Origin of the sequence: Nisaea sp. (genome assembly GCF_039990255.1) — a bacterium.
In the GTDB taxonomy this organism is placed as follows: domain Bacteria; phylum Pseudomonadota; class Alphaproteobacteria; order Thalassobaculales; family Thalassobaculaceae; genus Nisaea.
This window is the reverse complement of sequence record NZ_JBDXGG010000018.1, coordinates 751,505-771,856: the sequence shown is the minus strand read 5'-3', so window position 1 is coordinate 771,856 and position 20,352 is coordinate 751,505. Positions and strand designations below refer to the sequence as shown.

20 protein-coding genes are annotated in these 20,352 nt (G+C 59.2%); 11 read left to right on the top strand and 9 right to left on the bottom strand.

Annotated features, from left to right (window positions below; genetic code table 11):
* The first annotated feature begins 107 nt into the window (after positions 1 to 107).
* Together ABJ076_RS13905 and ABJ076_RS13900 are read left to right on the top strand one after the other, a co-directional pair.
* Entirely contained in the window at positions 108 to 2,600 is a 2,493-nt protein-coding gene (locus ABJ076_RS13905; protein WP_348194104.1) for an EAL domain-containing protein, read from the top strand.
* Positions 2,601 to 2,622: 22 nt separating this feature from the next.
* A complete protein-coding gene (locus ABJ076_RS13900) occupies positions 2,623 to 3,675 on the top strand; it encodes a hypothetical protein (protein ID WP_348194102.1) in 1,053 nt (350 codons plus the stop codon).
* A 12-nt stretch (positions 3,676 to 3,687) separates the two neighbouring features.
* Here ABJ076_RS13900 and ABJ076_RS13895 read toward each other — a convergent pair whose 3' ends face one another.
* The gene (locus ABJ076_RS13895) at positions 3,688 to 4,398 is read right to left on the bottom strand and encodes an SOS response-associated peptidase (protein WP_348194100.1); all 711 of its coding nucleotides are present in this window, start codon (positions 4,396 to 4,398) and stop codon (positions 3,688 to 3,690) included.
* Positions 4,399 to 4,484: 86 nt separating this feature from the next.
* Here ABJ076_RS13895 and cysQ point away from each other — a divergent pair, with 86 nt between their 5' ends.
* The gene (gene cysQ, locus ABJ076_RS13890; RefSeq protein WP_348194098.1) at positions 4,485 to 5,258 is read left to right on the top strand and encodes a 3'(2'),5'-bisphosphate nucleotidase CysQ; all 774 of its coding nucleotides are present in this window, start codon (positions 4,485 to 4,487) and stop codon (positions 5,256 to 5,258) included.
* A gap of 13 nt (positions 5,259 to 5,271) precedes the next feature.
* On the opposite strand, the gene parA is transcribed toward cysQ, so the two are convergent.
* Positions 5,272 to 5,922 carry a ParA family partition ATPase gene (gene parA, locus ABJ076_RS13885; RefSeq protein WP_348194096.1) on the bottom strand — a complete coding sequence of 217 codons (651 nt, stop codon included), beginning with the start codon at positions 5,920 to 5,922 and terminating at the stop codon, positions 5,272 to 5,274.
* A gap of 122 nt (positions 5,923 to 6,044) precedes the next feature.
* Between parA and ABJ076_RS13880 the strand changes: the two genes are divergently transcribed.
* The 5 genes from ABJ076_RS13880 to ABJ076_RS13860 all read left to right on the top strand — a co-directional run bounded on the left by ABJ076_RS13880 (position 6,045) and on the right by ABJ076_RS13860 (position 11,340).
* Positions 6,045 to 6,998 (top strand): L-threonylcarbamoyladenylate synthase, encoded by a 954-nt coding sequence (locus ABJ076_RS13880; RefSeq protein ID WP_348194095.1) that lies wholly within the window; start codon positions 6,045 to 6,047, stop codon positions 6,996 to 6,998.
* An 85-nt stretch (positions 6,999 to 7,083) separates the two neighbouring features.
* Positions 7,084 to 8,550 (top strand): FAD-binding oxidoreductase, encoded by a 1,467-nt coding sequence (locus ABJ076_RS13875; protein ID WP_348194093.1) that lies wholly within the window; start codon positions 7,084 to 7,086, stop codon positions 8,548 to 8,550.
* 291 nt (positions 8,551 to 8,841) lie between these two features.
* Entirely contained in the window at positions 8,842 to 9,153 is a 312-nt protein-coding gene (locus ABJ076_RS13870) for an Hsp20/alpha crystallin family protein (RefSeq protein WP_348194091.1), read from the top strand.
* A 161-nt stretch (positions 9,154 to 9,314) separates the two neighbouring features.
* Positions 9,315 to 11,105, top strand: coding sequence for an acyl-CoA dehydrogenase (locus ABJ076_RS13865; protein ID WP_348194089.1), 1,791 nt, complete (start codon positions 9,315 to 9,317; stop codon positions 11,103 to 11,105).
* A 7-nt stretch (positions 11,106 to 11,112) separates the two neighbouring features.
* The gene (locus ABJ076_RS13860; protein WP_348194088.1) at positions 11,113 to 11,340 is read left to right on the top strand and encodes a hypothetical protein; all 228 of its coding nucleotides are present in this window, start codon (positions 11,113 to 11,115) and stop codon (positions 11,338 to 11,340) included.
* A gap of 36 nt (positions 11,341 to 11,376) precedes the next feature.
* Here ABJ076_RS13860 and ABJ076_RS13855 read toward each other — a convergent pair whose 3' ends face one another.
* Together ABJ076_RS13855 and ABJ076_RS13850 are read right to left on the bottom strand one after the other, a co-directional pair.
* Entirely contained in the window at positions 11,377 to 11,952 is a 576-nt protein-coding gene (locus ABJ076_RS13855) for a hypothetical protein (RefSeq protein ID WP_348194086.1), read from the bottom strand.
* A gap of 122 nt (positions 11,953 to 12,074) precedes the next feature.
* Positions 12,075 to 12,692, bottom strand: a complete 618-nt coding sequence (locus ABJ076_RS13850) for a hypothetical protein (protein WP_348194084.1) — start codon at positions 12,690 to 12,692, stop codon at positions 12,075 to 12,077.
* 153 nt (positions 12,693 to 12,845) lie between these two features.
* Between ABJ076_RS13850 and ABJ076_RS13845 the strand changes: the two genes are divergently transcribed.
* Together ABJ076_RS13845 and ABJ076_RS13840 are read left to right on the top strand one after the other, a co-directional pair.
* Positions 12,846 to 13,388 carry a DUF924 family protein gene (locus ABJ076_RS13845; protein WP_348194082.1) on the top strand — a complete coding sequence of 181 codons (543 nt, stop codon included), beginning with the start codon at positions 12,846 to 12,848 and terminating at the stop codon, positions 13,386 to 13,388.
* Between the two features lie 54 nt (positions 13,389 to 13,442).
* On the top strand, positions 13,443 to 14,387 hold the full coding sequence (locus tag ABJ076_RS13840) for a 2-hydroxyacid dehydrogenase (protein WP_348194080.1): 945 nt from the start codon (positions 13,443 to 13,445) through the stop codon (positions 14,385 to 14,387).
* Positions 14,388 to 14,411: 24 nt separating this feature from the next.
* On the opposite strand, the gene ABJ076_RS13835 is transcribed toward ABJ076_RS13840, so the two are convergent.
* Positions 14,412 to 15,266 (bottom strand): LysR substrate-binding domain-containing protein, encoded by an 855-nt coding sequence (locus ABJ076_RS13835; protein ID WP_348194078.1) that lies wholly within the window; start codon positions 15,264 to 15,266, stop codon positions 14,412 to 14,414.
* 103 nt (positions 15,267 to 15,369) lie between these two features.
* Between ABJ076_RS13835 and ABJ076_RS13830 the strand changes: the two genes are divergently transcribed.
* Entirely contained in the window at positions 15,370 to 16,389 is a 1,020-nt protein-coding gene (locus ABJ076_RS13830) for a permease (RefSeq protein WP_348194076.1), read from the top strand.
* A 4-nt stretch (positions 16,390 to 16,393) separates the two neighbouring features.
* On the opposite strand, the gene ABJ076_RS13825 is transcribed toward ABJ076_RS13830, so the two are convergent.
* The 4 genes from ABJ076_RS13825 to ABJ076_RS13810 form a co-directional block, all read right to left on the bottom strand.
* Positions 16,394 to 16,852, bottom strand: coding sequence for a thioesterase family protein (locus ABJ076_RS13825; RefSeq protein ID WP_348194074.1), 459 nt, complete (start codon positions 16,850 to 16,852; stop codon positions 16,394 to 16,396).
* Positions 16,853 to 16,914: 62 nt separating this feature from the next.
* A complete protein-coding gene (locus ABJ076_RS13820) occupies positions 16,915 to 17,139 on the bottom strand; it encodes a hypothetical protein (RefSeq protein ID WP_348194073.1) in 225 nt (74 codons plus the stop codon).
* Positions 17,140 to 17,149: 10 nt separating this feature from the next.
* Entirely contained in the window at positions 17,150 to 19,171 is a 2,022-nt protein-coding gene (locus tag ABJ076_RS13815; RefSeq protein ID WP_348194072.1) for a TRAP transporter permease, read from the bottom strand.
* Between the two features lie 69 nt (positions 19,172 to 19,240).
* Positions 19,241 to 20,203, bottom strand: a complete 963-nt coding sequence (locus tag ABJ076_RS13810) for a TAXI family TRAP transporter solute-binding subunit (protein ID WP_348194070.1) — start codon at positions 20,201 to 20,203, stop codon at positions 19,241 to 19,243.
* Positions 20,204 to 20,352: the final 149 nt, after the last annotated feature.

Genomic DNA, 20,352 nt, shown 5'->3' with positions numbered 1-20,352 from the left:
CGGACACCTCCTATCAACGGAACGGAGAGTCAGAATTACGCAGTCCAGCCTGTAACTGTTACCTTATGGGAAGAGGGTTTGCGCGGCATGGGAAGTAAAGTGACAGAATGAGCATGACCAAGCTGGCAGCTCTTGAGAACCATCAAACTGAACTGCTATGCGCTCTGGAAGAAATTCAGGTCGGCCTCTGCCATTTCGACCAGAACGGTGGCATCACCTCCTGGAATGCTCAGTTTATCGATCTCTATCCCGAACTCGAAGGTATCGCGCTGGTCGGGAGAACTCTCGACAGCCTGCTGAACGAGCCGGAAATAGTAAAACGCTGGATTACCGACACCCCGTCTGACCGTCCCGATCTATGGCAAGAAAGGCGGCTTCAAGCGCACCATGAACCAGGCGGGCGCGTCCTGCTCCACGACCGCAAGAACCGCTGGATCGAGGTTACGGAACTCCGAACCAGCAGCGGTGGTTTGTTGAGCTTTCACCGGGACATCACCGAGGAAAAAGCGGCCCGAAAACATGCTGAAGACCAAACCATGCTGCTGCGCGCAACGCTGGATAGCATCGATCAATCCATCGCAGTGTTCGATTCAGCACTGACGCTTAGGGTCTGGAACGCCAAGCTGGTTGAGATGTTCGATTTCCCAGAGCATCTGATGCGCATCGGCACACCGGTCTCCGATTTGGTGGATTTCATGATGGCACGGGGTGACTTCATGGAAATCGACCGCGCAAAGGTTCTTGAAGAGGTCGTCGAGTATCTTCGGCTGGAACGCTCTATGACCAGCAACCACCGTCTGGCGTCGGGCCGTATCCTTGAGCACTATTTCACGCCGATGGCGAATGGCGATGTCATCATGGCCAGCACCGACGTGACTCTGACCGAAACAGCCCGCCAGGGACTTGCCGAGAGCGAGGAACGGTACGCTCTTTCCGCCGCCGGCTCAAACGACGGCCTGTGGGACTGGGATCTTCGTCGGGAAAAAATCTATCTGTCCCCGCGCTGGAAGGAAATGCTCGGCCTGGACGACGAGGAAATCTCGGATAACCCGGTCGAGTGGTTCAGCCGGATTCATCCGGATGACGTCGCCCGCGTCACCACGCAGATGGATGCCCACCTCGCTGGGAAGATCACCCATTTCGAATGTGAGTTCCGGATCCGCCACGCGGATGGCACATTCCTCTGGATGCTGACACGAGGCCTCGCGGTGCGCGGTCAAGACGGCACAGCACATCGCGTAGCTGGCAGCCAGACGGATATCACCGGGCGCAAGAAGGCCGAGCAACAACTTGTACATGATGCCCTGCACGATGCATTGACGGGCCTTGCTAACCGGACACTGTTTCTCGACCTCGTGCGCAGGGCATTGGAACGATTGCGCAAAGATCCCGACGCCCGATTTGCTGTCGCCTTCCTCGATCTTGACCGTTTTAAAATCGTAAATGAAAGTCTGGGACACGTTCATGGCGATGACCTGATCTTTGCCACAGCCCGGCGGTTCGAGAGTACATTGCGCGAGAGCGACACCGTCGCTCGCCTGGGCGGGGACGAATTCGCCATCCTTCTGGAAAACATCAAGACGCCCGAAGAAGCGACCAGCCTGACAGAGAGCCTGCATCAGACACTGGACACGCCCTTTCGCCTCGGCGGTAAGGAAATCTTCGTCTCAGTATCCCTTGGCGTAGCCCATTCAGAACAAGGCTACGAGCGGCCGGAAGACATCCTGCGCGATGCTGAGCTTGCCATGTATCAGGCCAAGGAACGCGGCAAGGCTCAGAGCATCGCCTTTCAGGACACCATGCGGGTCTGGCCAGTGACCCCGCTCGACCTCGATTCGGATCTCCGCCGTGCGCTGGAACGCAACGAGATGCAGCTGTACTACCAGCCGATCGTCGATATGCGACGCGGGAAGATTGCCGGGTTCGAAGCCTTGCTCCGATGGTTCCATTCCGAGCGCGGGGAGATTTCTCCGGTTGAGTTCATTCCGGTTGCAGAAGAAACGGGAACCATTTTCGCGCTCAGCCAGTGGGCCCTTCATACTGGCGGGATGCAGTTGGCGGCCTGGAACGCCGACCGTCCAGATGACGATCAGCTGGAAATCAGCGTCAACCTGTCGGGCCGGCAATTTGCCCGCCCGGAAGTCGTGTCCGGCATTATCGATTGTCTGGAGGGCGTTGGCCTGCCGGCAACACAGCTCAAGATCGAGATCACCGAAAGCACGCTGATGCAGGATGTCGCGCTGTCGACCCAGATGCTGGATCGCTTGAAGGCCGCGGATATCAGAATTTGCGTCGACGATTTCGGTACCGGCTATTCGTCCCTTTCCTATCTGCACACGTTCCCGATCGACACTCTGAAGATCGACAAGTCCTTTATCGAGGACATGACCAGCAACTTCCAGAATCTGGAGATCGTGCGCACAATCACGATGCTGGGACAGAACTTGCGCCTGGACGTGATCGCCGAAGGCGTCGAGACATCAGAGCAGCTTGCCCAATTGCGGGCGCTCGATTGTCATTACGCTCAAGGGTATTTGTTTTCGAAACCAATGAACGCCGAGAATGCAACGGCGTTTCTTGCGGAAGACAAGAGTTGGTAGCACGGTTATCATCGGGTCCGTCATGAAGCGATATGCGCATTATTACCTCCAGTCCCGCCCCGCCACAGATCGTAGCGGCCCTTGGGAAACTGTCGAGCAGGCCCGTGCCTACTCCGTCCTGAAGTCCGGGTTGGCACGGGAAATCGCGAATGATCGCGGTGCTGAAGTCCGGCTGGTCGGCGCCTATCACGACGACGCATCCGGCGACTGGCAATATGCCCAGCTGTTCTATCTCGATCAGTCCAGCATCGATCTGGCGATGATCGCAGATCAGTCCGCTGCAGATTTCGAACCAGACCTCGACGATGATGCTGTGGACGGTTTCGGAGAGAATTCCGAGCTGGAAGATCCTTACTCGGAACGCACCGAGGCTCCGCGCCGGGACGAAAGTATCTCGATGAGCTACGAGTCCCCGCCAGAAAGCGAGGACGACGATACCTGGCAAAGCGGACCGGACGAAAAATCCGGGCGTCCGGCGTATGATGATCTCCCGCCTGTCTTCCGGAAACCTGTGCCCCGGAAGAAAGGCTCCGCGCTCAAAACAATCATCCTGCTGATGCTGGTATTGTTTCTCCTTGGTGGCGGCGCAGTGTCGGTAATGCTTTATCTGCAGCATCCTGCGATGCTCTCTCTCGCCGACAAGGTCGGACTCGGCAGCTACGCCCGCATGTTTCCGCACGCCTCGGTGGCACCAAGCGGCCCGGAGATGGACAGTCAGAAAGCGGAGGAACCGGTGGTGATGCCATTGACCACTGGAAATGTGATCCGTTATCGCGGCATCGCGCCAACGCTGGTCGGCCGCTGGTCACCCGACAATTGCGGGCAGAATTACGTGATCTTCACCGAGACCGGCTATACCGTGACCCGTGAAGGTAATACCTCCCCCGAAACCGTCAGCATCACTGAAACTCTGGAAGACGATTTCCAGTTTTATCTCCGGCGCTCGCCCACACTTGTTGAGCACCTGCAGAAGCTCGGCCCGAACGATATCCAGATGGCGGGATCGACCGGCACCGGCGGCTTCATGGCAAGCGGCAACACGATCCAGATTTTGAACCGCTGCCCCCGGGAGTAACGCCGGCCTCGATTAAAACAGGGACCCCTGCCGGGGAGCTGGAGGTTGAGCTTCTTTTTGCTCCATTTCGACAACAGGCTCGATCAGGGATCGATCGTCGTTCCGAACATTGCCGACACGGTTCGAGACAGGCGTGAAAACCAGGTCTGCTCCCCCATAGGGTCGCAGCAATGCAGCCCTCTCCTGCACATCGCCCGCAAGCCAGCGGGCATATTCCTCCTGCTCCGACAGCATCACCGGCATCCGGTGGTGAATATGCTCGATCCTGGGGTCCGCATCCGTCGTGAGCAGGGTGAAGGTCTCGACTGGCTCTGTGCCTCTTTCCCAGCGCTCCCAAAGACCGGCAAACGCAAATGGGCGCTCTCCCTCAAGCGAGACCCGGTAAGGCTGCTTCCCACTCCCCACCTTGCGCCATTCATAAAAGCCGTCCGCCGGCACCAGACAGCGCCGCTTCGAATAGCCATCGCGGAAAGACGGCTTCTCAGCGACCGTTTCCGACCGCCCGTTGATCAGTGATGCGGCCCGGCTCTCGTCCGGTGCCCAGCTTGGCACCAGCCCCCAACGGAGCCCGTCCATATGGCGTTTTCCGTCACGCTCACGGATCACCGGCGCGGCCTGCATTGGTGCCATGTTGTAGCGCGGCTCCAGATTGAGCATGTCCGTCACCGCGAACAGGCGGCGCAGGGCCTCTGGTGCCGTAGTGATGCTGTAGCGACCGCACATGCCTGTTCAAATCCACTCGGTTCCGGTATTCCAGATCGAAACTACGACCGCTCATGCACCCCGATCAACACTCAGCCGGACAGACCATGGACAAACAGACGTTGCTGAACGAAGTCATCCTGATTGCCCGGGACGCCTCCGCACTGATCATGAAATATTATGAGGGTGAGATCGAGGTCGACGAGAAAACGGATGGCTCGCCGGTCACCGCAGCCGACCGGGCAGCCGACGCGCTGATCTTCCCGGCACTTGAGAAACTGACGCCGGACATCCCGATCATCTCTGAGGAGAGTTTCGCCGACGGTCACAATCCGGATGTCTCCGGCGGCACCTTCTGGCTGGTCGATCCGCTTGACGGAACCAAGGAATACATCCGCCGCAACGGCGACTTCACCGTGAATATCGGTCTGGTGGAGAATTTCGAGCCTACCCTCGGCGTGGTGCTGACCCCGATCGATGGCCGGGCCTCTGCCGGTTTCGTCGGCGGTGGTGCTTTCGAGGAAGAAAGCGACGGCACCCGCACGCCAATTTCGGTTCGCGAGGCCAAACAGGAAACGCTGACAATTGTCGGCAGCCGCTCCCACCGCTCGCCGGAGCTTGAGGCATATATCGAGACCCTGAAACCTGCCCAGTCCATATCGCGTGGTTCGGCTTTGAAGTTCTGCCTTGTCGCCCGTGGTGAAGCGGATGTTTACCCGCGCACCGGCCCGACTTGCGAATGGGATACCGCTGCCGGTCATGCCGTGCTGAATTCAGCCGGCGGCACTATGACCGCGTTCGACGGTACTCCGTTCCGCTATGGCAAGTCCGGGGAGAAATTCCTGAACGGGATGTTCATCGCCAAAGGCCGCAACGTCTAGGTCACAAGATCGCTCAACCAGCGGCTTTCAGCACCGCCTTGGCGAGAGCGTTGATCTCTTTCGCCGCAACGCTGCTCTTGGCGAATTCAACGACACCAAGCCCGTCTGCCATGCTACTCGCCAACGCAACGCGGTTACCAATCTGCGTATTGGCCACCGGCACCTTCAGCTCAGCAAGCGCGGCAACCATGCGTTCCGTCAATTTCGCCCGAGGCGGTACCCGGTTGAGCACCAGCAGCACCGGAGTCTTCTCTTTGTCGGCCATCTCCAGGGTCGGTTTCGTCGCCCAGACGTCCATCGGGCTGGGCTGGACCGGCACGACAGCCAGATGCGCATTGCGGACCGCGATCCGCGCCTCGGTTTCTGCATGCGGAGGGGAATCAACGATGACCACGTCGTTTTCCCTGGCCTGGCGCTCGATCTCGGACGCTGCGCGCCAGCCCGTAACCTGCAAGATCTCCAGTGCGCCCTTACCCTTGTAGACAAGGTCTCCATGCATCTCTGCGCGCATATCGAACCAGGTGGAAAGACTCATTTGCGGGTCGATATCGATTGCCGCGACCCGCTTGCCGCTATGGGCCAGGGCGACAGCAAGTTGGGCCGCCAGGGTGGTCTTGCCCGCCCCGCCTTTCTGCTGCGCAATAGTGATGATAATTCCCGTCATGGCCGCACTCCCGGACTGCATCACGACTGTATCGCAAGCATCACGTTAACACCATTATTGTGCATCGCAACATAAGACCGCCTCTTGACCAATCCCGTCAGACCGGCGGATAAGCGGCGGTCATGATTGAAACACGGGTTCTGAAACCAACCGACGCGGCGCTTTACGAGGCCGCCGCAACGCTTGCGGCCGGCGAGCTTGTGGCGTTCCCGACCGAGACCGTTTACGGCCTCGGCGGCGATGCGACCAGCGACACGGCCGTCGCCAGAATATTCGAGGCGAAGGCGCGCCCCAGTTTCAACCCGCTGATTTCCCATGTCCAGGATCTGGACGAGGCCTTCATGCTCGGCGACTTTGACGAGCGCGCGCGCTCCGTTGCAGAGGTGTTCTGGCCGGGACCGCTGACCCTCGTGGTCCGGCGACGGGAGAAATGCCCGATCTCCCTGCTGGCCAGCGCCGGGCTGGATACTATCGCCATCAGGGTGCCCGCACACCCGCTCGCAGCCGAACTGCTGCGCGCCGTCGGACGGCCCATCGCCGCTCCGAGTGCCAATCCCTCCGGGCGGGTCAGCCCGACCATGGCGGAGCATGTGCTTGCCGGGCTGGCAGGTAAGGTCTCGATCATCCTGGATGGTGGCCCCTGCTCCGTCGGGCTTGAATCGACCGTCCTGGACCTTTCCGGCAATGTGCCATCCATCCTGCGGCCCGGTGCTGTCACGGTGGAGATGCTCGCCCCGCTTCTGGGATCGCTGACAACCGCCGACACCACTTCGAAAATCGTCGCGCCGGGTATGCTCGAAAGTCATTACGCACCGGTACTTCCCGTTCGTCTGAATGCTGAAACAGCAAAGGATGGTGAGCTGTTTCTCGGCTTTGGAGAGGAATCGGGATCAACCGGTGCGGAAACCCTCAGCGCATCCGGCGATCTGACCGAAGCAGCTTCCCGCCTGTTCGCCCTGCTGCGTGCACTCGATCTGCCCGGTGCAAGCGGCATCGCAATCGCACCGATCCCGGAAGTAGGCCTTGGCGTGGCCATCAATGACCGCCTCCGCCGCGCCGCTGCGCCGCGCGCATAGGTGCCTTCTCGGAGCGGCGGGTTGTCGTTCCCGCGCTGCTGCATAATATTGCTCACGATTTGCATTCGCTCTGGAGATCCGTCTTATGTCCGCCCCGCGTTCCACGGCCCTTTCCGACGCCCCTTACGCGCCGACCGCAGCCGAAACCACCGCCCTTGAACAGATCAAGGCGCTGGTCGGCCCAAAAGGCTGGACGACTGACCCGGCAGACATGGAACCCAACCTCGTGGAGTGGCGCGGTCTGTACAAGGGGCGCGCCCTGATGGTGGTGAAGCCGATCACGACCGAAGAGGTCTCCGGCGTCCTGAAAATCTGCAACGGGGCGCACATTCCGGTCGTCCCACAAGGCGGGAATACCAGCCTGTGCGGCGGCTCCGTGCCGTTCGAGACCGGCAACGAAATCGTGCTGTCCCTTGCCCGAATGAACAAAGTCCGCTCGGTCGACCCGCTGAACTACACCATGACCGTCGAAGCCGGCTGCGTGCTGCAAAGCCTGCAGGAGGAAGCCGCCCGAGCGGACCGCTATTTCCCGCTCAGCCTCGCGGCCGAGGGCAGTTGCATGATCGGCGGCAATCTCGGCACCAATGCCGGCGGCACAAACGTGCTGCGCTATGGCAATACACGCGAGCTGACGCTTGGCCTTGAGGTCGTTCTGCCGGACGGCAGGATCTGGAATGGGCTCGGCAGTCTGCGCAAAGACAATACCGGCTACGACCTGAAGCATCTTTTTGTCGGCTCTGAGGGCACGCTCGGAATCATCACGGCTGCGGTCCTGAAACTGTTCCCGAAGCCGCGCGATATCCGCACTGCCTTCTGCGCCATCCGGGATGTGGATGCGGCGCTAGAGTTGCTGCAACGCGCCCGGGCGGAAAGCGGCGACAGTGTCGAAACGTTCGAGCTGATCCCGCGGCTTGTCATTGACCTTGTGCTGAAGCACATGCCGGACTGCCAGGATCCTCTGGGTAAGCGGTACGAGATGTATACGCTGATCGAACTGGTAACCACGTCCGACAATGACGAGGGCATCGAGGAACGCTTCGAGGCCATCCTCGGAACAGCAATGGAGGACGGCCTGATTCTTGATGCCGCACTCGCCCAGAATGAGCACCAGCGTCAGGAGTTCTGGAAACTGCGCGAGAACGCCTCTGAATCCCAGAAAGTCGAGGGCGCCTCCATCAAACACGATGTCTCGGTGCCTGTGGCCAGCCTACCGGCCTTCTACAAAGCTGCCGCCGAAGCAATCCGCAACGTGGATGAGAATGCCAGGATCGTCGCCTTTGGTCATGCTGGCGACGGCAACCTGCATTACAACGTGGCAGAGCCCGAGGGCGGCGATTCCGATGCGTTCCTGAACCGGTGGGACGACTATAATCGGGCGGTTCACGATGTCGTCGTCTCATTCGGTGGCTCGATCAGCGCCGAGCACGGCATTGGTAGGCTGAAGCGCGAGGAGCTGGCCCACTACAAGGATCCGGTTGCACTCGACCTCATGCGAACACTGAAGGCAGCAATAGATCCGAACGGCATCATGAATCCCGGCAAGATGATCTGAAAACTCTGCGCGGCTGACCGGATCGTTTGACCTGGCTCAATGAGCGTCCGGCGGCGACACTCTATTCTTCTCTATCTGAGCATTACCGAATGCTCCTGAGCGAAGGAGAAACGCCACGGGAAACGTAACAGCAAGTAAGAGTTCGGAACCCGCCAAGACATATGCCGATCCCTTTTCCGCTCTTCGCGCCGAAATGGACCGTATGTTTCACAGCTTCCTTCAGGCACCGGCCTTTTCCATGCCAATGCCATTCGCCAGCATGCAAAATAGCCTTGCGTTCCTACAACGGATATGAAGGAAGGTGACAAAGAAATCACCATCACGACGGAACTCCCCGGCATGGGCGAGGAGGATGTCGAGGTCACGATAAAAAGTGGCTCAGTCACCGTGAAGAGCAAAAAGACCGAGGAAAAGAAGGACGAGAAGGACAATTACTATCTGACGGAACGCCGCTACGGCCAGTTCCAGCGCGCCTTCAGAGTCCTAGAAAACATCGATGAGGCCAAGATCACGGCCGCCTTCGATAAAGGGATTCTTACCATTTCGATGCCGAAGAGCAAGGATAGCACCGACTCAGAGCGCCGCATCAAGATAGGTGCTTGATCCTTTCGTCCGGCTCCATTCAGGAGCCGGGCCTTTCTCATGACTTCCACATCTTGCGTTCTGCTCTATTTGGATTGCAACACGTGCTTCAGGCACTAGACTGCGACAAATTATAGGGAACCTGGCGCCACAGCCCGGACCGACCAAGTGTGAGGAAACCAATGTCTGTTTATTCTGCCCCGCTTGACGATATGCGCTTCACCCTGCGCGAGATTGTCGGTTACGACAAAATCGCCGCATTGCCGGGTTTCGACGGCGCCGACGAAGCACTCGCGGACCAGATCCTGGAGGAAGCCGGCAAATTCTCGCGCGACGTCCTCGCCCCCCTGAACAAAATAGGCGATCAGGAAAAGGCACGGCTGGAAAATGGCGTTGTCCGTCCGGCCGAAGGCTTTGCCGAGGCATATAGTCAGTTCTGGCAAGGCGGATGGAACGCCATGCCGTTCGAGGAGGAATTCGGCGGCCAGAACCTGCCTATGTCCCTGACCACAGCGGTCTGGGAGATGTGGAACGCATCCAATCTTGCCTTCACCCTCTGCCCGCTCCTGACCCAGGCCGGCATCGAGGCTATGAGCAAACATGCAAGCGCTGAGCAGAAGGAAAAATACCTGCACAAACTGGTTTCGGGTGAATGGACCGGGACAATGAACCTGACCGAACCGCAATCAGGTACCGATCTCGGCAGCATCCGGACCCGGTCCGAGCGGCACGGCGACCATTACCGGCTGAAGGGCCAGAAAATATACATCACCTGGGGCGAGCACGACATGACGGACAATATCGTCCATCTGGTGCTGGCCCGCTCGCCGGACGGCCCGCCAGGCTCCAAGGGACTGTCACTCTTCATTGTGCCAAAGTTTCTGGTGAACGACGATGGCTCTCTCGGTGACCGGAACGACGTGCGGGTGGTCTCGTTGGAGCATAAGCTCGGCATCCACGGCAGCCCGACCTGCGTTATGTCATATGGCGATAACGACGGCGCTATCGCCTATATGATCGGCGAGGAAAATCGCGGCATCGAGTACATGTTCGTGATGATGAACAATGCCCGGCTAGCCGTCGGCCTGCAGGGCCTCGCTATTGCCGAGCGCGCCTACCAGCAGGCGGTGAGCTTCGCCCGGGACCGGGTGCAAAGCCGCGCCATCCAGGGAAGCGAGGGGCCCGTCGCGATCATCCAGCATCCAGATGTGCGGCGCATGCTGCTCGACATGAAGAGCCAGATCGAGGGCATGCGTGGTCTTTGCTATTACACTGCGGCCGAGATCGACCGGGCCAACCGGCACACCGATCAAGACGCAAAGGCACGCGCTCAGCGCCGGGTCGATCTGATGATCCCCGTCGTGAAATCGTGGTGCACCGATACAGGTCTCGCCATCACCTCGACCAATATCCAGATCCATGGCGGCATGGGGTTCATTGAGGAAACCGGCGCCGCCCAGCATTACCGCGATGCCCGGATCACCACGATCTACGAAGGCACCAACGGCGTGCAGGCGATGGATCTCATTGGCCGCAAGGTGGCACGTGACGGCGGTGAAGCGGCGAAAGAGCTGTTTGCCGACATCCGCGCCGACCTGGAGCCGCTGCGCGTCAGTGATGAATTGTCCGCCCGCTCCATCGTCCGGAACATGGACACCGCGCTCGCGGCGGCTGAAGACGCCGTCCAATGGCTGGTCACGACCTTCCCCAAAGACGCCGCCAAAGCGGCATCTGGCGGCGTCTCCTTTCAGAACCTGATGGGTCTGCTCTGTGCCGGCTGGCTGCTGGCCCGCGGCGTGAAGGCAGCGTCCGAGCAGAAACAGAATGCCAACGGAAACGCGGCCTTCCTGGAGAGCAAACTGATCAGCGCCCGGTTTTTCGCTGACTATCACCTGAGCCAGGCTCCGTCGCTGCTGACGCAGATGACGGAATCCGGCGATAGCGTGATGGCCATGGCGCTGGACCAGTTCTGATCACGCGTTGAAGAAATCTCTGGTCATTACATCGCAGAACAGCCCGGACGGGCTGCTTTGTGTCGATGTTTTTCAAAGGCAGGACGGCAGTTTCGGCTTTGAGGAATTCCGCCGCGATCCGGAGGATGCATCGGGCTGGTATGCGGTGGGCGGCTTCAACGCCCTTCGTTTCGAAACAGCCTATGATGCCGATAGAGACGCGGCAGACCGCGTCTCTTGGTTCGGAACAGATTAGAGCTATTGCCACAGCGGCACTGCCGCAACTGCATCGCTAAAAAATCGACAGGGGAAGACTGTCGCTATCCCTGTCGCGATCCCGTTCAATCGGGAAAAGCTCGTTGATCAAGGTACGGATCATCTTGCGAAACACAGGATCGCTGCTCCCCGCCGGAGTAGGCGCAGCGGACCATGCCGTACTAAGCGGCTCTGACTTGCTACAAAAAGCTGCATCCAGTCGCAACTTTCCGGCTATCTGGCGCGTCGGGATGGTTTCTTCTTCACACAACTGATCGGTTGAGCCGACAATATCGGCATTCGCCAGAATGACGATCCGATAATCCGGGTGGTCGGTATTGGCGCAGTCGGAGGTGAAACGCGCCGAAGAGCCCAGAATCGCACCGGACGCAAATTCCGCAGCAGCGACCGCAACATCAGAGGGTTTTGCCGCATGGTCCACAAATGCCGAGCCAGTAAAGGTCAGGCAGACGGGTGTACTCGAGGCCGCGTAGCTCAGATAGTCGCGCTTTCCCTCATTATCAACGCCGGAATATCCATGCATTGAAGTCACACACCCACTCAGCACCATCGCGGAGAGAAGGGCTCCCGCCGTCATCGCTTTCCCTGCCATGGGTTTCTGCTCCATTTTCCCTCGTGTCTGACGCACTCAAGGCGCCGCTTCAGAAAATATGGGTCGTTAACGACGACGCATCAATCAAAGCTGCGCAATACGTCCTTTACCTGGAACAAAGATCATAGAATTCCTTCGAACGGATTCAGTTTGATCCGCGGCTTCGGATCGAACTCGAGAATGCCGAGGCTACCAGTGTCATTCGCATCGCCCTGGAACATTTCGAGCGCTGCCTGAAGCAACAGATTTCGATATCTTGGATCCGTTAGTGACGTCATACGGTCCGAGCGCGCCTCGACTGCTGCGATTGAGATGTCCTGCCGGCAAAATACCATGACGAGAGTCTGCCGGGTATCGCGCCGGTCATAACTGAGCGGTTTCTGGGCGCTGGCCGCGCAAACCTGATCAGGTGATGTCGAGGTTGGCGGATCAAAGGCGATCCTGAACCTGAATTGCGGTGCTCCGGCAATCGCCGGGTTCAGAGTAAAACCGCGCGGAACTTCGGGATAGACGCCGGAGAGAATGCGTGCGGAGGTCGCCGCCGTTTCACCCTTGCCCTCCTGGAACGGCTCACCGGAAACCTGAAGCAGCATCGGCCCCTGCTCCCCCGCGAAGGCCAGTACCCGCTTCTTGGCTCCGCCACTCACCCCCGTCGGGGACTGCACGACAGACGTACCGCAACCGGCAACGAGCAACAGAACGACAAGCGGCAAACAGTATTTTCTCAACGCGCGGATCATGTTCTCTCCAGGCTGGACCGGTAGCAGGCGACTATCCCACTGCGGGTTCCAGTCATTACTTGGATATCCACAGGACGGAAGTCCAGTGCATTTACCTTGCGCATGCTGGCGGTTTATCGTTCCCGCTCACCGGGACTAAGTCAGGGCAGAAATATGCGCGACATTGAGCAGATACACAGTTTCTGGTTCGAGGAATGCTCCGAAAAACAATGGTTCGAAAAGGACCCGGAGCTCGACCAGCAGATCCGGAAGCGGTTCGGCGCGCTTGTCGAGTCCGCGTCGAATGGAGAGCTGGAAGACTGGCTGGAAACACCACGCGGCGCTCTCTCCTACATCCTGCTGCTGGATCAATTCACCCGGAATATCCACCGCGGATCGGGCCAGGCCTTCGCCGCCGACGCGAAAGCCCGTGCTGCCGCCATGAAGGTTCTCGTCAATGGTTACGACCAGGAACTCTCAGACCGGGAGAAGACTTTTCTTTACCTTCCGTTTGAGCACAGCGAAAATCTGGAGGATCAGGAACGCTGCGTCGCCTTGTTCGAAGCAATCGGCGACGACAAGCTAATCGATTACGCGGTGCGTCACCGTGACATCATCGCCCGGTTCGGCCGTTTTCCACACCGCAATGACGTTCTTGGACGCGAAAGTACCGAAGCTGAACAGGAATTCCACAAACAACCGGGCTCATCTTTCTGATCCAAACCGGCACCGACATGCCTGGAACAAGGCCGCAAGAAAAGGAAACATAAAGTGGCAGACAAACCTCACGTCCTAATCCCCGCTCCGTATTACAAGCCGGCAATGGATCGGCTGGACGAGATCGCCACCACGCATCACCTGTACAGTGCTCCGGACCCACAGAAGATGCTGGACGAGGTCGGAGAGAAGTGCGTCGCCTTCGCCACCTTCATGAAATGCGACCCGCCGCTATTGGAGCAGGTCCCGAACGCCAAGCTGATCGCCAATTTCGGAGTTGGTTACGACGCCATCGATATCGACGATGCGAACCGCCGGGGCGTCAAGGTAACCAACACACCAGACGTGCTGAACGACTGTGTCGCTGATCTTGCGCTCGGCCTGCTGCTGTCCGCGCGCCGCCATATCGTCAATGCGGACCGTTTCGTGCGCGCCGGCCAATGGCCGGTTAAGGAACTCTATCCTTTCGTAAACAAGGTGCACCATTCCAAGGTGGGAATCGTCGGTCTTGGTCGCATCGGGCTGGAGATTGCCGATCGCTGCGCCGCCTTCAAGATGGACATCTCCTATCACAACCGCTCCATGAAGTCGGACGTGCCCTACCGCTATTATCCCGATCTGGTGGAGATGGCCCGGGACGTGGAAATCATGGTCGTGATCACGCCGGGCGGTGCCGCCACAAACAACCTGGTGAACGAAGCGGTGCTGGAGGCACTCGGCCCTCAGGGTCTACTTGTCAACGTCGCGCGTGGTTCCGTCGTCGATATGGATGCTCTGATCGCCTGCCTGAAGGACGGTCGCCTCGGCGCCGCCGGACTCGACGTGTATCCGGACGAGCCCAACGTTCCGGAAGAATTGTTCGGCATGATGGAGAACGTGGTACTCACCCCGCATATCGCAAGCGCCACGCACGACACCCGCATGGCCATGGGCATGCTGGTTTATGAGAACATTAAAGCCCACTTCGAGGGCGCGGAACTTTTGACGCCAGTCAACTGAGGCACTCTTTCGAACGCCGAAAGATCAAGCGCGGGAGAAGGCGCGGCGCAAACTGTCACTCATGGCGGCACACAGCGCCGGGTCAGCGCCTTCTCGCCGCTCAATCACCAGGAAGGACGGCGGCAGGTCGGAAAACCCGTCCACCGGCGAGAGCGTAACCAGATCGTCCTGAATTACCGAGCGGTTGAGGACGCCCACAGCAATCCCGGCGCGGATAGCCGCTGCCACACCGGCGGCCGTTTCACTGGAATAAACAACGCGGTAGCGGCGTCCGCTGTCCCGCAAGCACGAGATAGCCACGTCCCGCCACCAACAGGCCCGATCGAACAGCGCGACCGGTAGCGGGTCATCCCGTTGCACTGAATGCGCTCGTGACCCCGCCCAGGCGATGGGCTCGGCCCAGAGCTGCTCCATCCCCGGGCCAACACTGCCGACCTCATGCACCGCAAGATCCAGACGTCCTTCGGCCAGCGCCTTCGGAAAGCCCGCGCTGAAGGTACAATGCACGCTGAGTTCCACCCCAGGGTGTTTTCGGGCGAAGTCGGCGATCACACGAGACAGCAGGCCTTCACGATCATCGTCAGGAATACCGACCCTTAACGTGCCCGAGAGCGCATTCCCCGTCAGCTCGGCCAGGGTTTCATCGAGCTGGCGCACCACACCGCGCGCGACAGGCTCCAGTTTTTCTCCGGTCGTTGTCAGGCGAACACCACGGCCATGACGCTCGAACACATCCGCCCCGAGCAGGGCTTCAAGTTTGGCAATCTGGGTGCTGGCGGCAGATTGGGAACGGTAGATCCTTGCCGCGCCGCCCACAAAACTTCCGGCATCACTGATCGCCAGGAAAGTGCGCAACAGGTCGCTCTCAAGATGGGACATTCACATCCATCGATTAATTGAATACCTGGATTTCATATTATTCGTTTTTCAAATCTCTTCTCAAGCAACAATCTGTCTGGCAACAGAGACAGGAGTCGAATTGATGAGCGAATGTGCATCCACGGCGCCGGTTATGACGCGCCGAACCATTTGGGTTCTCAGTACGGCATTGACCGTGTTCCTCGGACTCACGCTGGTATTTCCGGCTCGCAGTATCGCCACGATCCATTTCGTTGGCTGGAGCCTTCTGGAGGTCTCTCCCCTCGTCATTCCTGGTATCTTGCTTTCCGCCTGGGTTCGGGCCAGCGGCGCAAGTGGTCGGATATCCGAGATATTCAGGGGCAACATTCACCGCACGATCCTGGCGGCATCCGCGATTGGCGCGGTCACGCCGGTTTGCGGTGTCTCCGTCCTGCCGCTGATGGTCGGTCTTCTCGCTGGCGGCGTCCCGCTTGCTCCGGTGATGGCATTCTGGCTCTCCTCCCCTGTTACCGATCCGGCCATGTTGGCCACGACCGCCGCTACGCTCGGCGTCGAATTCGCCATCGGCAAAACGCTTGCCGCCTTCTGTATCGGGCTGGCTGGGGGAAGCCTGACGGCGATGATGGCACACAAGCACTGGGCCGTAACATCATTGCGGGAGAACTCAATCGTCGGCAATCTCGGTCAGGTCTGCCAGCCGGACGGCTTCACACCTGCGATATGGAAGGATGTGGACAAAAGGGTCGGCTTCTATCGCGAGATCAGGGCGACGGCGCGCCTTATCCTGATCTGCCTGATACCCGCTTTCGCCACGGAGCATCTGCTGAGCTACATGCTGGCGCCTGAATCCCTGTCGGCCTATGTCGGCGCGGAAAACTGGTGGTCAATACCGCTGGCCGTCCTGATCGGCGGACCGCTCTATCTCGACGGTTTCGCCGCCCTGCCTCTTACGCGCTCCCTCTTGGATCACGGCATGTCGCCTGGAGCGGCCATGGGGTTTCTGATCTCGGGCGGCGTCGTCAGCACCTACGGAGCCATGGCGATCCTGCCCGTGCTCAAGCTCAAGCCGTTCCTGCTGTACCTGTTCACGGCCCTCGCCGGCTCACTCGTTGCCGGTTGGGTCTTCGATGCTGTTGCGTGAACCTTCAGCCAGCACCAGGCGGACCCGCAAGCGTCATCAATTTGTCTCTGACATTGCCCGGGATCGGCATTGATTTCCGGGCCTTCATGTCGAAACAGACCCCGACTACGCGGGCCAGACCGGTGAGCTCGGCGTTGAAAAGGATTGCCTGGCGCATGACGAGGGAACTGTTGCCCAACTTCTCGATCCGGGTGCCGATACGGACCGCCCCCGGATAGTACATTTCCTTCAGGTAATCGACCTCCATCCGGGCCACCACCCAGGAGAACCCACCTCGATCCCCGCCATACATTTCGCCCGCCGCATCCGCGAACAGCGTCACGCGTGCTGATTCGAGATAAACCCCGATCGCGTTGTTGTTCACATGGCCAACGGGATCCAGATCAGCGAACCGGATCTTCTCCTCGATCCAGTAGCCGTAGCTTGCCGCGTCGCGCTCATCGAAGCTTTCGAAATCACTCATCCTGTCCCCGCATACAAAAGGGCCGCGACAGTGCGCGGCCCCGACTTCTGTTTCCGCCCGACTCAATCTCCGTCGGGTTCGGGCAGGTCCTCGCGCGTGATGCGGTCGCCCGGACGGTAATCGAGGATCACCGAAAAAACCAGCAGCACCGCCAGCGCCATCGTGATGCCGACGAAAGTGTTAAATTCGCTGACATGCAAGTGATAGATACCGGTCACCCAGAAGCAGGCGGCAACAATCACAAGAAGCAGCCAGTGCCGAGCTTTGCCGAGAAAAATCGTACTCATCTCACTCCTCCTACCGCGCTGGCTGGACGGCGGGAACAAAGCGCCGCCAGGCATAGATTGATCCGGAGGCAGCCAGGCCGATACCAACGATAAGAACACCAGGAATACCGAACGGACTTCCCGTGACCGGCACCATCAGGAACAGGGCAGACACCAGGAACACTGCTCGTTGCACAGGCCCGATCCGCCCCCGGCACCAGCCTTCGAGCCCAAACGAAAGCACCCAGAGCCCGAACAGCACAAGAGCGGTCGAAACGATCGTCATCCAGGTCGGGCCTTCGACCAGCAACGACGGGTTATAGACGAACGCAAAGGGCACCAGGTATTTCGCGACCCCGACTTTAGTGGCCTCGAACGCAGTTGCCATAGGCGGTGTGCGGGCAATAGCCGCTCCCGCGAATGCCGCCAGCGCCACCGGAGGCGTGATGGTCGACACCACCCCAAAGTAGAATGCGAACATATGCGCGGCAATCGGGTGGACGCCAATCTTCTCAAGCGACGGCACGATCAATGCCGCGACAGTGATATAGACGGCTGTCGTCGTCATCCCCATGCCGAGCAGGATCGCGGCGACCGCGGTCATGCTCAGAAGCAGCGCGAGATTGCCGCCCGACATTTCGATCACCGACTGGGTGAACTTCAAACCAAAGCCGGACGCGAAAATCGAGCCGATGATAATCCCCGCACAAGCACAGGCGACCGACACCGCGACCGTCGATCGCACGCCGGATTCAAAAGCCGCGAGAATATCGACGGGACTCATCCGTGTATGCGGGTTGATGAAACTGAGTGCGATCAGGCTGATAATGCCCCAGAACGCGGACTTCATCGGTGTGTAGCCAACCATCAGGAAGGCGATGAGGATGGCAAGAGACAGCAAGAGGTGCCAGCCGCCCTTGAACACTTCCCAGGCCTGCGGCAGGCGCTCGGCCGGAATGCTCTGGATGCCATGCTTCTCTGCTTCCAGATGCACCATGAAATAGACGGTGACGAAATACAGGAATGCCGGAATGGCGGCGGCAATGATCACCGTGAAATAGCTGACCTGCAGGTTCTCGGCGATGATGAAAGCGGCGGCCCCCATAATCGGCGGCGTGATCTGCCCGCCGGACGAGGCACAAGCCTCAACGGCGGCTGCGAAGCGACCGCGATAACCGGTCTTCTTCATCAACGGAATGGTGAAGGAGCCAGTCGTCACGACATTGGCGACGGCAGACCCCGAAACGGTCCCCATGAAAGCGCTTGAAAGGGTCGCGGCCTTGGCCGGGCCACCGACACGGTGACCTGTGAGAGCGACCGCGAGATCGATGAAGAAGCGCCCGGCGCCAGACCTGATCAGGATGGCTCCGAAGACGATGAAGAGCACGATATAGGTCGACGCCACATAAAGCGGAATGCCGAACACGCCGTTGCTGCTCATGAACATGGTATCGATATATTTCGAGAACCGGGTCGGCGGCCCATAGAAGATCCCGAAGAAATAGTGCGAATAGAGCGTGTGCACGACGAAAAACCCCGTCACGCAGACCATGGCGAGACCAACGGCCCGACGCGTGCTCTCAAGCACCAGCCCGATCAATATCGCGCCGAAGAACATATCCAGAGGCTCCTTGGAGCCGAGACGCATATGGAAAGCGTCGATGTCCAAAAGCGTCCAGACCTGAATCACGATCACGAATCCGACAAGGATCATATCGATCCCGAAGCCCGCAGCGCGCAAGAGATTACGCGGATCGCCGGGCAGCAGGATCGGATCCTTGTGGCTTTTACGGAAGAGCGGATTGACCAGAACCGCCAGGGCCAGCATCACCGTCAAATGGATGGATCGGAAGGACCGCCCCTCCGGTGTGCCGTACAGAGCGACATAGAGATGGAACAGCGCCAGCGCGATGCTGATGGTGCAGCAAACGAGCGTGACGATATAGGCAAGGTTCACGCGCCGGGAGACGAGAAGGTCTTCTAGGAAGGAGTATTCCTTGACCTCATCGTACTCTAAGCGCCCTGCCGGCGCGGGCTGGCTGGCTTCGCTCATGATAGGTCCGATGTTCTGAAAGAAGGTCGTGGACCGGGGCGAATCCCGGTCCACGCAAAAAAGTCAGCTTCAGCCGGCTTTGACACCAAGCTCGTCGTAGCACTTCTGCGCACCCGGATGGACCGGGATGGCCGCGCCGTTCAGAGCGTTCTCCACCTTCACGCGGTTCCACACTTTCTTCACCTCGGCGAAGGCAGCATGGTTTTTCCAGAAGGACTTGCACATCTGGTAGACGGTTTCATCCGGCAGGTCCTTGCTCACCACCATGTTGGTGACGATACCGAGGGACGGGATATCGCCGGTCAGGCCCTCATATGCATCCTTCGGAATTGAGCCTGTGATGAAACCCGGGTTGTCGTTCAGGATCTGCTTCATCTTGTCGTCAGACAGGCCGATGAAACGGATGCCCGGGCTGTGCTGCAGTTCAATGAAGGAGGCCTGCGGCACCGAGGTCGCCGCCATAAAGACGTCGACATGGCCGTCTTTCATCAGCGCAACAGACTCTGTGTAGCTCACATAGTGAACCGTGCCGCCGTTTTCTTTGATTTTGGCAAAGTCGAAACCGTAGGCTTTCAGGATCGACTCGGCGAAGGCGGTACCGGTCCAGCCGGCCTTGCCCGGGCTGACATTGGCGGCCTTCATGTCATCAAAGGACTTGATCGGTGAATCGGCACGCACCGCAACCTGGAAGGTTGCCGGATAAAGCGTTGCGAAGTGGCGAACATTCTCATGCTTGCTGGTGAATTTTCCGCGTCCGACAAAGCCGTTGTAAGACGTGTGAGCATAGGACCAGCCGATTTCCGCATCGCCGCCATCGACAGCCTTCACGTTGGAAATGCCGCCGCCGGACGTGTTGGACGTCGAGATGCCTGGCACTTCGTCACCGAGTACCTGCATGATTTTCGCACCCAGCGGATACCAGGAGCCGCCGGCCGGGCCGGACACCATACGGACGAAAGTATCGGCGTCGGCGGCAAATCCGGTCAACGCCAAAGGAGCGGCGACAAGCGCCGCCTTAAAGACATGCTTCATTGTTTCCTCCAAAGATCGCGACCTTGATGGCCGCTTACTGACAGCACCCGATAAGGTGCAATCTCGGCGCCCATACTTCAGGACAAGTGCGCCCGCTGCAAGTCCGGGAACCGAGGCGATTGCCTCTTTAACGGAAAGACGGCGGCGAC